Annotated in this window: 13 protein-coding genes, 2 tRNA genes and 1 pseudogene; 7 read left to right on the forward strand and 9 right to left on the reverse strand. The window is 72.8% G+C overall.

Annotation, left to right across the window (positions count from 1 at the left end; all coding sequences use genetic code 11):
* Nucleotides 1-84: 84 nt before the first annotated feature.
* Nucleotides 85-158 (reverse strand) — tRNA-Lys (locus tag ACWCV9_RS15380).
* A 187-nt stretch (nt 159-345) separates the two neighbouring features.
* Here ACWCV9_RS15380 and ACWCV9_RS15385 point away from each other — a divergent pair.
* From ACWCV9_RS15385 to ACWCV9_RS15400, 4 genes are all read left to right on the forward strand, one after another.
* Nucleotides 346-1641, forward strand: coding sequence for a peptidoglycan-binding protein (locus ACWCV9_RS15385; RefSeq protein WP_450786958.1), 1296 nt, complete (start codon nt 346-348; stop codon nt 1639-1641).
* Between the two features lie 66 nt (nt 1642-1707).
* Entirely contained in the window at nt 1708-2841 is a 1134-nt protein-coding gene (locus ACWCV9_RS15390) for an SPFH domain-containing protein (RefSeq protein WP_450786960.1), read from the forward strand.
* A gap of 127 nt (nt 2842-2968) precedes the next feature.
* Complete coding sequence (locus ACWCV9_RS15395; RefSeq protein WP_450786962.1) at nt 2969-3574, forward strand: lytic polysaccharide monooxygenase auxiliary activity family 9 protein; 606 nt, start codon at nt 2969-2971, stop codon at nt 3572-3574.
* A gap of 120 nt (nt 3575-3694) precedes the next feature.
* Entirely contained in the window at nt 3695-4159 is a 465-nt protein-coding gene (locus tag ACWCV9_RS15400) for a DUF3592 domain-containing protein (protein ID WP_450786964.1), read from the forward strand.
* 66 nt (nt 4160-4225) lie between these two features.
* Here ACWCV9_RS15400 and ACWCV9_RS15405 read toward each other — a convergent pair.
* The 8 genes and pseudogenes from ACWCV9_RS15405 to ACWCV9_RS15440 all read right to left on the reverse strand — a co-directional run.
* Nucleotides 4226-4299, reverse strand: a tRNA-Lys gene (locus ACWCV9_RS15405).
* A gap of 107 nt (nt 4300-4406) precedes the next feature.
* The gene (locus ACWCV9_RS15410; RefSeq protein WP_450786966.1) at nt 4407-5159 is read right to left on the reverse strand and encodes an IclR family transcriptional regulator; all 753 of its coding nucleotides are present in this window, start codon (nt 5157-5159) and stop codon (nt 4407-4409) included.
* A gap of 175 nt (nt 5160-5334) precedes the next feature.
* Entirely contained in the window at nt 5335-6117 is a 783-nt protein-coding gene (ehuA, locus tag ACWCV9_RS15415) for an ectoine/hydroxyectoine ABC transporter ATP-binding protein EhuA (RefSeq protein WP_450786967.1), read from the reverse strand.
* A complete protein-coding gene (ehuD, locus tag ACWCV9_RS15420; protein WP_450786969.1) occupies nt 6107-6757 on the reverse strand; it encodes an ectoine/hydroxyectoine ABC transporter permease subunit EhuD in 651 nt (216 codons plus the stop codon). Before ehuD ends, ehuA begins: the two co-directional genes overlap by 11 nt.
* Nucleotides 6754-7473 (reverse strand): ectoine/hydroxyectoine ABC transporter permease subunit EhuC, encoded by a 720-nt coding sequence (ehuC, locus tag ACWCV9_RS15425; RefSeq protein WP_450786971.1) that lies wholly within the window; start codon nt 7471-7473, stop codon nt 6754-6756. Before ehuC ends, ehuD begins: the two co-directional genes overlap by 4 nt.
* A complete protein-coding gene (gene ehuB, locus ACWCV9_RS15430) occupies nt 7470-8384 on the reverse strand; it encodes an ectoine/hydroxyectoine ABC transporter substrate-binding protein EhuB (protein WP_450786973.1) in 915 nt (304 codons plus the stop codon). The genes ehuC and ehuB overlap by 4 nt, the downstream gene beginning before the upstream one ends.
* Nucleotides 8385-8448: 64 nt before the next feature.
* Entirely contained in the window at nt 8449-9180 is a 732-nt protein-coding gene (locus ACWCV9_RS15435; protein ID WP_450786974.1) for a maleate cis-trans isomerase family protein, read from the reverse strand.
* Nucleotides 9177-9326, reverse strand: a pseudogene (locus ACWCV9_RS15440) (decarboxylase); the annotation flags it as partial. The gene ACWCV9_RS15435 and the pseudogene ACWCV9_RS15440, both read right to left, overlap by 4 nt.
* A 155-nt stretch (nt 9327-9481) precedes the next feature.
* Between ACWCV9_RS15440 and ACWCV9_RS15445 the strand changes: the two are divergent.
* The 3 genes from ACWCV9_RS15445 (at nt 9482) to ACWCV9_RS15455 (ending at nt 13060) form a co-directional block, all read left to right on the forward strand.
* Nucleotides 9482-10447 carry a D-2-hydroxyacid dehydrogenase gene (locus ACWCV9_RS15445; protein ID WP_450786975.1) on the forward strand — a complete coding sequence of 322 codons (966 nt, stop codon included), beginning with the start codon at nt 9482-9484 and terminating at the stop codon, nt 10445-10447.
* 15 nt (nt 10448-10462) lie between these two features.
* The gene (locus tag ACWCV9_RS15450; RefSeq protein WP_450786977.1) at nt 10463-11878 is read left to right on the forward strand and encodes an amidase; all 1416 of its coding nucleotides are present in this window, start codon (nt 10463-10465) and stop codon (nt 11876-11878) included.
* Between the two features lie 66 nt (nt 11879-11944).
* On the forward strand, nt 11945-13060 hold the full coding sequence (locus tag ACWCV9_RS15455) for an LLM class flavin-dependent oxidoreductase (protein ID WP_450786978.1): 1116 nt from the start codon (nt 11945-11947) through the stop codon (nt 13058-13060).

A 13060-nucleotide genomic window follows, 5' to 3' on the forward strand; every position in this document is an offset into this window, starting at 1 on the left:
ACGGATGTTGCCGAAGTGGTCTCTTATGGCCTTGGCTCCGACATGCAGAAAGCCCCCCGCTTGCGCGAGGGGCTTTCCGGTCGGTGCGCCGCCAGGGACTCGAACCCCGGACCCGCTGATTAAGAGTCAGCTGCTCTAACCAACTGAGCTAGCGGCGCCTGCTGACAGAGAAAACTCTACATGACCTTCCGGGGTGCTCCCGACCACCCGTGCGGGCCCGGGAGCACCCCGGGGGTGGCCTCATCCGTCATTCGGACCGTCAAAGTGGCGGCGGAGGGGAGAGTTGGGAAACTGATCAACGTGCACACTCGCGGACACCCCACCCCCGAATGTGAGGCAGATCGCATGATCGCTCCGGTGTTCGAGGAAGTCGACCCGGAGCGCGACTGCGACTGCCCCGGCTGTGCCCACTGGCGCCGGGTGAGCCCCCGGCTCACCCCCGGCAGGCTCGGCGCCCACCCGGCGGCCGCCTGCGGTGTCGTCGTCATGGCCGCCGCGGCCGCCGCCCTCGGCACGGCCCCGCCGGCCGCCGCCGTCACCGCGGCCCGCCCCGCGGTGCAGCGCCCGGACGTCCCCGGGGACGGCGAGCCCGCCACCCCCCAGGGGCACAAGGCCCCGCTGCACGGTCCGGGCGGCCGTCCCGCGGGGCCCGCCGCCGTACGGATCCCCGCCACCACCCGGGCCGAGATCATCAACCGGGCCAAGATCTGGGTGGCCGCGCAGGTGCCGTACAGCATGGAGGACTACTGGTCCGACGGTTACCGGCAGGACTGCTCGGGCTTCGTCTCCATGGCCTGGGGGCTGACCGGCAACGAGTGGACGGGCAGCCTCGACCAGTACGGGGTGCGGATCACCAAGGACGAGCTGCAACCCGGCGACATCCTGCTCCGCCACAACCCCGCCGACCCCGAGCGCGGCTCCCATGTGGTGATCTTCGGCGGCTGGACGGACTACACCCGCACCTCCTACACGGTCTACGAGCAGACACCCCCGCGCACCCGCCGCCAGATCACCCCCTACCCCTACTGGAGCCACGCCGACGCCTATGTCCCCTACCGCTACAAGGGCCTGACCCCCGGCGCGGCGGGCGCCCGGCCGGTCGTCGCCGCGACCCGGACGGCCTTCCCGGGGGCCGCCTGCTTCGGCCCCGGGGCCGGCAACGAGTACGTGACGCTGCTCGGCCGGCTGCTGACCGCCCGGGGCGGCGCCGGCTACTACCCCCAGGGCCCGGGGCCGGTCTGGGGCGAGGCGGACCGGCGGGCCACCCAGGCGTTCCAGCTGGCCCAGGGCTGGTCCGGCGCGGACGCCGACGGGCTGCCCGGTCCGCGCACCTGGGACCTGCTGGTCACCGGCCAGGGCAAGGACATCGCACCGGGCGCGGCCGGGCCCGCCTCGCACGGGGTTCCGGGGTATCCGGGCCGGAACCTCTTCCTGCCCGGCGCGGAGAACGACCACATCCCCCGGCTGGGCCGGCGGCTGGTGGAGAAAGGGTTCGGCCGTTTCTTCCCCGGCGGTCCCGGCCGGCGCTGGGACGGCACCTACCGCAGGGCGGTGGAGGCCTTCCAGCGCACCCAGGGCTGGCGCGGCGGCGCGGCGGACGGCTGCCCGGGCCCGGAGACCTGGCGCCGCCTGTTCGCGTAGGCCGCCGCCGTTTCCCCTGCTCTCTTCCTGTTCATGACGCATCTGGCGCGGAGGCTGGAGGCACGCATGAGTACGACCACTTCGTCCACACCGTCCGAATCCGAGGGGCCACCGGAGTGCGCGGCGGTCCCGGGCATCCGGCAGAACCGGCTGATCCAGAACGAGGCGACCACCGAGATCCCCGTCCATCTGCTGTTCCGGGACGAATCCGACCCGGTGCGGGTGCCGCTGCGGCCCGCCGTGGTCGGCCGTCGGCAGGGCACCGGCGAGCAGCCCCGGGTGCGGCGCCCGGCCCCGGTCCGCGGCCGGCCGCTGCCCGAGGTCGACCCGGAGCTGGCCGAGCGTCCGGCGCGGGTGCTGCCGGGGGCGGCCGGGGTGCTGGCCGGGGTGTGCGGGCTCACCGGCGTCCTGGCCACGTCCTGGTGGGCGGGGGCGCTGCCGCCGCTCGCGGTGGAGGCGCTGCGGCTGCCCGCGTACACCGGCGCGGGGCTGGGTCCGGCGCAGTGGGCGGCGTACGCCGGGGCCGGTGCGCTCGGGGTGTTCGGCTTCGGCGGCCTGGCCCGGGTGCGGACCGGGCGGGCGTCGGTGCTGGCGCTGTTCGGCCGCTACCGGGGCACGGTCCGGCGCACCGGCCTGCTCTGGGTCAACCCACTGCTGCTGCGCCACCGGGTCGATGTCCGGCTGCGGCACTGGCGCAGTGAGGTGATGCCGGCCGCGGACCCCGACGGGATGGCGCTGCGGGTGGTCCTGCTGGTGGTGTGGCGGGTGCGGGACACCGCGCGGGCCGTGTTCGGCATCGAGGACCACGAGACGTATCTGCGGGAGTGCGTGGAGGCGGCGCTGGCCCGGGTGCCGGTGGAGCCGGCGGGCGGTACCCGGGGCGGGGTGGCGGCGGCCGGGGACGCGTTGACCCGCCTGGTGGCGGCGGAGACCGCGCCGGTCGGGGTGGAGGTGTTCTCGGTGCTGCCGCTCCGGGTGGAGTACGCCCCCGAGGTGGCCCCCGCGATGCAGCGCCGCCGGATCGCCGCCCTGGACGCCCGCCGGCGGGCCGCCATGCTCAACTCGGTGGTGGACTCGGTGGAGGACACGGTGACCCGGCTGACCCTGCGCGGCCTGGTCGACCTGGACGACTGCGAACGCAAGGTCCTGGTCCGCGATCTGACGGTGGCGTTCTGCTCGGGCCGGGGGGAGCCGGGCTAGCGGCGCCCCGGTGCCCCGGCCCTGCGATTGGTATGGACATGTTCAACTACCCGCCCTACTCTGACGCTTGGTCTAGACCTACCTGCACGGCCACCCTGAACTCCCCACGTTCACCAGGAGCGGCAGCATGCGCACCAAGACCAAGGTGTCCGCGATCGTGCTGGGCGCGGTGACCGCCGGAGCCTTCGCGCTCTCCACCGGCGGCGCCAGCGGGCACGGCTACACCGACCTCCCCATCAGCAGACAGAAGCTCTGCGCCAACGGCACCGTGACCGGCTGCGGCGACATCCAGTGGGAGCCGCAGAGCGTCGAGGGTCCCAAGGGCTTCCCGGCCGCGGGCCCCGCCGACGGCCAGCTCTGCAACGGCGGCCAGAGCCGCTTCGCCGAGCTGAGTTCGCCCACCACCCCGTCCGGCGCCCCCTGGCCCACCACCAGGGTGACGGGCGGCCAGTCGTACACCTTCCGCTGGCAGTTCACCGCCATGCACGCCACGACGGACTTCACGTACTACGTGACCAAGCCGGGCTGGAACCAGAACCACCCGCTGTCCCGCTCGGACCTCAACCTCACCCCCTTCCTCACCGTCCCCTACAACGGCCAGCGTCCGCCGGCCACGCTCACCCACAGCGGCACCCTGCCCACCGGCCTCACCGGCCACCATGTGATCCTCGCGGTCTGGACGATCGCCGACACCGGCAACGCGTTCTACGCCTGCTCGGACGTCACGTTCTGAGCCCTGCCCCGTCACGGCTCGGAAACTGAGCTTCCCCTGAGGTCCCCTGCCCGGCGCGGCGGATAGGTTCCGGCCACGCCGATCGTTCGGGACCGGCGCACCGGACCCCGGGGGAATCTCATGGAACTCTTCTTCTACGCCATACCCAGCCTCATGATCATCGGGCTGGGTGCCGCCGCGTACACGCTGCTCGGCCGCGCCCGGCGGATCGGCCGGGCGTGGTCGCACGGGCTGACCGCCGAGGGCCGCTGCCTGCGGATGTACACGAAGACCAGCGGCGGCGGCGACGACACCGCCGTGCGCACGACCCTGCACCACGTCTACGAGTTCACCACCCGCGAGGGCCGCGCCGTCCGCTTCGAGGAGCCGAACGGCCCGGCCACCGTCGTGGAGGGCGACATCGTCACCGTGCGCTACCTCCCCGACCGCCCCGAGCAGGCCACCGCCCTCCCGCCGGCCCCCGGCAAGCTCGCCGCCGGCACCGCCTTCACGCTGGCCTTCTTCGGCATCGGCATCGCCTTCTGCGTCGCGTTCATGGTCACGGCCCACGCGATGTTCTCGGAGTTCGACGGCCTGATGCCGTGACCGCCCCGACCGGAGCCCGGGAACGCCGAAGGGCCCCTCGCTTTCGCAAGGGACCCTTCGTTCAGGTGCGCCGCCAGGGACTCGAACCCCGGACCCGCTGATTAAGAGTCAGCTGCTCTAACCAACTGAGCTAGCGGCGCATGACTCCCGCCTTCCGCGGATTTTTCCTTCCCGCGGCCGGCGACAAAGAAAATACTACCTGGTCCCGAGGGGTGCTCGTGACCACCCTGAGGTCGGCCGGGGAGGGCTAGAGGGTCAGTGAGAGCAGGACCGGGGTCGCGCCGCGGTTCAGCGTCTCCGCGGCCCGCTTCAGCCGGTGCGCGTGCTCCACCGGCAGCGAGAGCGCCAGGCAGCCCACGGACGCGCCGGCCGTGATCGGCACCGCCGCGCAGACCGTGCCGACCGCGTACTCCTGGAGGTCGAGGACCGGCACCGTCGGCGGCTGGGACTCCAGACGGGACAGCAGCAGCTTGTCGCTGGTGATGGTGCGCGAGGTGAGGCGGGCCATCTTGTACCGGGAGAGATGGTCGCGGCGTGCGTTGTGGTCCAGCTGGGTCAGCAGGCTCTTGCCGACGGCCGTGGCATGCGCGGAGCAGCGGAAGTCGACCCACTCGTTGACCGCCGGGGTGGCGGGTCCGGCGGCGTACTGGGTGACCTTGACCTCGCCGTCGACGTACCGGCTGATGTAGACGGCGGCGCCCACCGAGTCCCGCAGCCGGTCCAGGGTGTGCTGGAGCTTCTCGCGCAGCGCCCGCTCGCGGTCGTGCGCCGAGGTGAGGCGGCGCAGGGTGTCGCCGGTGACATAGGCGCCGTCGGTGATCTGGGTGACATAGCCCTCGCGGCGCAGCATGCGCAGCAGCGCGGTGAGCCGCTCGGTGCCGAGGCCGGTGTGCCGGGCCAGCTCGGTGTCGGTGATGCCGGCACCGTGGCGCGCGACGGTCTCCAGGACGCGCAGGGCGTCCTGGGCGGAGTGGTACGGGGCGGTCGGCTCGATTCTCATGTCGGTCCCCCCTCGGCCGCGATCCCGGTCGGCGGATGGACTCCACGATAGCTGTCAAACCGGGCCGGGGGAGAGGGCGTTGGCGAGATTCGTTCGCCTTCGCCCGCCCCCCAACTGCGACGGGAACCCTCTGGCATATGCCGATGTCATGCCCCAGTGGCCGGACCTCGGACGTTCACAGCATGGCCCCGAGGAATTCCCGGGTACGGTCCTGCTCCGGATCGGTGAAGATCTTCTCCGGTGACCCCGCCTCGATGATCCGGCCGGAGTCGAACATCAGCACCTGGTCGGAGATGTCCCGGGCGAAACCCATCTCGTGGGTCACGCACAGCATGGTGATGTCCGTGCTGCGGGCGATGTCCCTGAGCAGGTCCAGGACGCCCGCGACCAGCTCCGGGTCGAGCGCGGAGGTCACCTCGTCCAGCAGCAGTACCCGCGGCCGCATCGCCAGCGCCCGGGCGATCGCCACCCGCTGCTGCTGCCCGCCGGAGAGCCGGGTCGGCCGGGCGTCGCACTTGTCGGCGAGCCCCACCAGGTCCAGCAGCTCCCGGGCCCGCGCCTCGGCCTCGTCCCGGGACAGGCCGAGGACCTGCACCGGCGCCTCGGTGATGTTCCGCAGCACCGACATGTTCGGGAAGAGGTTGAACTGCTGGAACACCATCCCGATCTTCTTCCGTACCTCCCGGACCTGCTTCTCCGGCGCCGGGAACAGCCGCTCCCCGTCGACCGTGATCGTGCCCTCGTCCGGCCGGGTGAGCGTCATCAGCAGTCTGAGGATGGTGGTCTTGCCCGAGCCGGACGGCCCGATCAGCGTGACGTGCCGGCCGGCCCGGACGGAGAAGTCCAGGTCGTCGAGGACGGTGTGGGTCCCGAAGCGCTTGGTGACATGCTCCAGCCGGATCAGCTCCGCGGACGGGACTTCGGTGGCGGACGGCTTCGTACGGGTCTCAACGGACAAGGCGTCGCTCCAGGGCTCGCAACAGCAGGGAGGCCAGATAGGAAATGAGGATGAAGGCCACGCCGATCACGGTCAGCGGCTCGGTGAACTGGAAGTGCTGCTGGGAGTACAGCCGCGCGCGGCCCAGCATCTCCGGCACGGTGATCACCATCAGCATGGGCGTGTCCTTGAGCATGGAGATCACGTAGTTGCCGAGCGCCGGAATCACCCGGCGGATCGCCTGCGGCAGGATCACCGCGGTCCAGGTCCGCCGCCGGGGCAGGTTCAGCGCGGTGGCCGCCTCCCACTGGCCGACGGGCACCGCCTCGATACCGGCCCGGTAGACCTGCATGGTGTACGTCGAGTAGTGCAGCCCGATCGCGAAGACACCGGTGGACAGGGCGGAGAAGGTCAGCCCCCACTCCGGCAGCACATAGAAGAGGAAGAACAGCTGCACCAGCAGCGGGGTGTTGCGCACGAACTCCGTGACCGCCCCGACCGGCCAGCGCAGCCACCGGGACGGCGCCCGCATCAGCAGCGTCCACACCAGGCCGAGCCCGAAGGACAGCAGCGAGCCGAGGGCCACGGCCTCCAGGGTCACCCGGAGCCCCCGCCAGAAGTCCGGCAGGAACCCGCTCACCGCGTTCCAGTCCCACGTCATGCCACACCACCGCCCACACCGGTCGTCTGCGCCCGCTTCAGCGCACGCGCCGCCCGCTCGGTACCGGCCTCCTTGCCGACCCCGGCCTTCAGCCGCTTCTCCAGCGCCCGCATCAGCCGCGTCAGCACGAAGGCGATCGCGAAGTAGATCAGCAGCACATAGGTGTAGATCTCCGCGCTCTGCTGAAGCGCGAGCCGCACCAGGTCGGCGCTGAACGTCAGATCGCCCATGCCCATGACCGACACCAGGGCGGTGCCCTTGAGCAGCTCGACCAGCAGATTGCAGAAGGAGGGGATCATCTCCGGCACGGCCTGCGGCAGCACGATCAGCCGGAGCCGCTGCGCCGGGGTGAAGCTGAGCGCGATCCCGCCCTCCCGCTGCGCCGGGTCCACCGCGTTCAGCGCACCGCGCACGATCTCCGCGCCGTACGCGCCGTACGTCATGCCGAGCGCCAGCGTGCCCGCCCACATCGGCACCAGCTGCCAGCCGAAGGCGAGCGGCAGCACGAAGTACACCCAGAAGATCATCACCAGCGCGGAGGTGCCGCGGAACACCTCCGTGTAGCAGCCCGCGACGAAGCGCACGATCCACAGCCGGTGCGTCCGCGCGATGCCCACCACGAAGGACACCGCGGCGGCCAGCAGCGCGCTGAACACCAGCAGCTGGAGGGTGGCCCAGACGCCGTTCAGTACCAGTTCCCACAGCCCCGGGGTCATCCGCCGCACAGCTCCTTCGCGGTCAGGTCCGTCATCTCGGCCTCGGTGAACCCGAAGGGCCGCAGGACCCGGAACAGCTCCCCGCTCCGCTTCATCCTGTGCAGCTCGGCGTTGAAGGCGTCCCGCAGCCGCGTCTCGCCGGACCGGAACGCGAACGCCCCGCCGTCGACATGCGGCTTGCCCTTGACGAGCGGCGCGAAGGGCCGGGTCGCCTCGGCCTTGGCCGACTTCTTCACCACCTCGCGGGTGGTGAGCGCCGTACCGGCGAACACGTCGACCCGCCCGGCCTCCACGGCGTTCAGCCCGGCCACCTGGTCCGGGACGATGAGGATGTCGGCCTCCGGGTACCCGGCCTCGACGGCGTACTGGATCTCGGCGTACCCGGTGCCGGTGGCGAGCCGCGCCTTCTTCTCGACGACGTCCCGGTAGGAGTGCAGCCCCTTCGGATTGCCCTTGCGCACGATGAAGGAGTCCAGCATCTGGTAGTCCGGGTCGGCGAAGATCACCTGCTCGCACCGCTCGGGGTTGACGTACATCCCGGCCGCCACGACGTCGAACTGCTGCGATTTCAGGCCAGGGATCAGCGACCCGAACTCGGTCGGCACCGGCTGCACCCGGCCGACTCCCAGACGCTGGAAGATCACCCTGGCCAGCTCGGGCGCCTCACCGGTCAGCCGTCCGTCCTTGCCGATGTACCCGAAGGGGATCTCACCGGCGATCCCGAGTCGTACGACACCCTGGGCGCGGAGCCGTTCCAGCAGGTCCCCGCCGGGCTTGCCGGACTGGGCCGCCACCCGTGTGCAGCCCGCGGCACCCAGCGCGCCGAGGGCGGCCACGCCCGCGAGCACCGCCCGCCTGCTGTGTCTCGCTTTCCGGAATGTGGATACGTCGTTCCCAAGTGGTCGAGCCATGGCGGCGCGGCTACCCAGGCGAACGCGCCCTATGCGCCCTGGATTTCTCCGGCCGCCGCGCCGGTCAGACCTGCACGATCGGCTCCCGGGTGAACAGCGCCCCCAGCCTCGGGGCGTTCACCCGCCGGTCGGCGAGCCGCAGGCCCTCCCACACCGTCACCTGGTTCGCCGTGAGCACCGGCTTGGACAGGGACTTCTCCAGCAGCGACAGATGCGCGGCCGTGTGCAGCGCGGTGTCCGGCAGCAGCACCGCCTGGGCGTCCGGGGTGTCGGCGGCCCGCGCCAAGGTCAGCACGTCCTCCTCGCCCCAGGTGCCGGCCTCCGCGGCCGTGACGATCCCCGAGGACCGCAGGGCGACGACCTCCAGCCCGCCGGCCCGCAGGAACTCCGCGAACAGCTCCGCCACGTCCTGCGGATAGGTCGCGCCGACGGCGACCCGCCGCACCCCCAGCTCCCGGGCCGCGTGCACAAAGGCGAACGCCGTCGAGGAGGCGGGCATCCCCGCCAGCATGGCCAGCTGCCGCACCTGGTCCTGGGCGCCCTCCCAGCCGTGCACGAAGCCGCCGCTGGTGCACGCCCACACCACCGTCTCGGCGCCGGTCAGCCGCAGCTGCTCCATGCCCGCCGCGAGCCGCTCGGCGGAGCCCAGCTCGCGCAGCGCGTCCACCCGGTGCGCGTCCTCGCCGACGTCGGTGTGCACCAGATCCACCCGGATGTCGCTGCCCAGAAGCTGCTCGATGCGTGGATAGTCGTCCTCGGCGGAGTGGCCCGGGTAGAGGAGTCCGAGTGCGGTCATGTCCAGCCTTCCTGCGTCTCTTCCGGCGTGTGTTCCCGCAAGCCGGGCCGGTCACGCGCCGCCTCGTCCGGCAGCGCCCGACAGGGCCCCACGGCTCGGGTACCCAGTCGGCGCAGCGCCGCCCACATCGTGACCTGGTTGGCCGAACTGGCGGCACTTTCAGCGGGCGGCGCGCGGGCAACGGATGTCGGGGACGACCGTGTTGACGACGGTAGGTTCGGGTGCGAGCGTGGTCCATCCGCCCCTCTCAGCGCAGGTGGACCCAGCAGGTCAGTTCGGCAGCCGCCGGGAGCAGCCCCGCATGTTGACGTCCCCGCCCCCGCCCCTTCCCACCGTCCTCGTCCTGGACGCCGACCCGCCGCCGCGGCTCGGCCGGCTCACCGGCCGCGCCCGGATCGTCCGCACGGACGCCGCGGGGCTGGCCGACCGGCTGCCGACGGCGGACGTCCTGCTGGTCTGGGACTTCACCTCGCACGCGGTGCGTGAGGCCTGGCCGGGCGAGGGCCCCCGGCCGCGCTGGGTGCACACGGCGAGCGCGGGCGTGGACCATCTGCTCTGCCCCGAGCTGGCCGCCTCCGACACGGTCGTGACCAACGCGCGCGGGATCTTCGACCAGCCGATCGCCGAGTACGTGGCGGCCCTGGTGCTGGCCGTCGCCAAGGATCTGCCGCGCACCCTGGAGCACCAGCGGGAGCGGGTCTGGCGGCACCGGGAGGGACGCCGGGTGGCGGGCACGCGCGCGTGCGTGGTCGGTTCGGGCCCGATCGGCCGGGCGATCGTCCGCACCCTGAAGGCGCTCGGTGTGACGACGGCACTGGTCGGACGGGTGCCGCGGACCGGCATCCACGGCCCGGCCGACCTGGACCGGCTGATCGCGCGCGCGGACTGGGTGATCGCCGCGGCCCCGCTGACCGAGCAGACGTACCGCATGTTCGACGCCCACCGCTTCGGCGTGATGCAGCCCTCGGCGTTCTTCGTCAACGTCGGCCGGGGCGGGCTCGTGGACGAGGACGCGCTCGTCCGGGCCCTGACCCACCGCTGGATCGCGGGCGCCGCGCTGGACGTGTTCGCCGCCGAGCCGCTGCCCGCGGACAGCCCGCTGTGGGAGCTGCCCGATCTGATCGTCTCCCCGCACATGAGCGGGGACACGGTCGGCTGGCGGGACGAACTGGGGGAGCAGTTCGTGGAGTTGTACGAGCGGTGGGCGATGGGCAGACCCCTGCTGAACGTCGTCGACAAACAACGTGGTTACGTGCCCGGTCACTGACCCCTTGGAGGGTGCATGCAGCTCACCGACCTGACCGCAGGCCGGCTCCTCGACGGCTACCGCAAGGGCGAGTTCTCTCCCGTGGAGGCGACCGAACAGGCGCTGGAACGCGCCCGGCGGATCCAGCCGGAGGTGAACGCGTTCGTGCGGCTCACCGAGGAGGACGCGCTGGCCCGGGCCCGGGAGTCGGCGGAGCGCTGGCGGCGCGGCGAGCCGTGCGGGCTGCTGGACGGGGTGCCGGTGACGGTCAAGGACATCCTGCTGCTGCGCGGCCATCCCACCCTGCGCGGCTCCCGGACCGTCTCCGAGCAGGGCCGGTGGGACGAGGACGCGCCCTCCGTCGCCCGGCTGCGCGAGCACGGCGCGGTCTTCCTGGGCAAGACCACCACCCCCGAGCACGGCTGGAAGGGCGTCACGGACTCGCCGCTCACCGGCGTGACCCGCAACCCGTACGACCCCGGGCGCACCGCGGGCGGCTCCAGCGGCGGCAGCGCGGCGGCCGTGGCGCTCGGCGCGGGCCCGCTGTCGCTGGGCACGGACGGCGGCGGCAGCATCCGCATCCCGGCGGCCTTCTGCGGCATCTTCGGGCTGAAACCGACGTACGGCAGGGTGCCGCTGTATCCGCCGAGCGCGTACGGCACCCTGTCCCACGCCGGCCCGATGACCCGGGACGCCGCCGACGCGGCCCTGCTGCTGGACGTCGTCTCGGCTCCCGACGCCCGCGACTGGTCGGCGCTGCCGCCCACGCCGGGCCCCTTCACCGAGGCCCTGCACGGCGGTGTGCACGGGCTGCGCGTGGCGTACTCGCCGACCCTGGGCGGGCAGGTGGCGGTCCGGCCGGGGGTCGCCGCGGCGGTGCGGCGGGCGGTGGCCCGGCTGGCGGACCTCGGCGCGTACGTCGAGGAGACCGACCCCGACGTCAGCGACCCGGTGGAGGCCTTCCACACCCTGTGGTTCAGCGGCGCGGCCCGGCTCACCCAGCGCCTCTCCCCGCGCGGCCGGCAGCTGCTGGACCCCGGCCTGCGGGAGATCTGCGCCCAGGGCGCCCGGTACAGCGCGCTGGACTATCTGGCCGCGGTGGACGTCCGGATGCACCTCGGCCGCCGGATGGGCCGCTTCCACGAGACGTACGACCTGCTGGTCACCCCCACCCTGCCGCTGACGGCCTTCGAAGCGGGCGTGGAGGTGCCGCCCGGCGCGCCGTCCCACCGCTGGACCGGCTGGACCCCGTTCACCTACCCCTTCAACCTCACCCAGCAGCCCGCCGCCACCGTCCCGGTCGGCACGGACGAGGCCGGCCTCCCGGTCGGCCTCCAGCTCGTCGCCGCCCGCCACCGCGACGACCTGGTCCTGCGCACGGCCCACGCACTGTACGAGGCGGGGGTGGCGGCGACGGAGGACCCGGAGACCCTGGTACGGGCCGCGGAATAAGCGGGGACTGTCTCCTGTTGGTGCGCTTCGGCAGGACAGCCAGGGCACACACAGGAGGCGCACACCGTGGCGGCGAACGAGGCAGTCGAGGCAGACGCGGCAGACGAGATCCGGGGTACGGCGCACGGCAGCGCCCCCGTCCCCCTGTCCGTGCTGGACCTGGTGACCGTCGGCGCGGGCCGCACCGCCACCGACGCCCTGCGCACCAGCGTCGAGCTGTCCCGGCTCACCGAGTCCCGGGGCTTCACCCGGTACTGGATCGCCGAGCACCACTCGATGCCCGGGGTCGCCTCCTCCTCGCCCGCCGTGATCCTCGCCCACCTCGCCGCCCACACCGAGCGCATCCGGCTCGGCTCGGGCGGCGTCATGCTGCCCAACCACGCCCCGCTGGTGATCGCGGAGCAGTTCGGCACCCTGGAGGCGATGGCGCCGGGCCGGATCGACCTGGGGCTCGGGCGGGCACCGGGCACCGACGGGGCGACGGCCGCCGCGCTGCGCCGCACCGACACCCTGAACGAGGGCGCCGACGACTTCCCGCAACAGCTGGCGGAACTCACCCGCTTCCTGGACGACGACTTCCCCGACGGGCATCCCTACCGCCGGATCCACGCCGTACCCGGCCCGGTGCAGGGCACCACCCCCGGCGGGGTGCAGTCCGCGCACCGCCCGCCGATCTGGCTGCTCGGCTCCTCCGGCTACAGCGCCCGGCTGGCCGGCCTGCTCGGCCTGCCCTTCGCCTTCGCCCACCACTTCTCTTCGCAGAACACCGTCCCCGCCCTCGACCTGTACCGCGAGACCTTCCGGCCGTCCGCCGTGCTGGACGCGCCGTACGCGCTCATCGGGGTCGCCGCGCTCGCCACGGACGAGGAGCGGGAGGCCCGCCGGCAGACCCGGGCGATGGGCCTGAACATGCTCCGGCTGCGCACCGGGCGCCCCGGCCTCTTCCCGGTGCCGGAGGAGGTCGAGAAGCTGGAACTGGGCGCCGCTGAGGAGGACTTCATCGCCTCCTGGACCGCCACCGTGGTCTCCGGCACCGCCGACCAGGTCCGCTCCGGCCTGGACGACCTCCAGAAGCGCACCGGTGCCGACGAGCTGATGCTCACCACCCACGCCCACCGCGGCGAACTCCGGGTCCGCTCCTACGAGTTGATCGCCGACGCCTACGGCTTCCCCACCCGGTAG

The organism is Streptomyces sp. NPDC001606 (assembly GCF_053596835.1).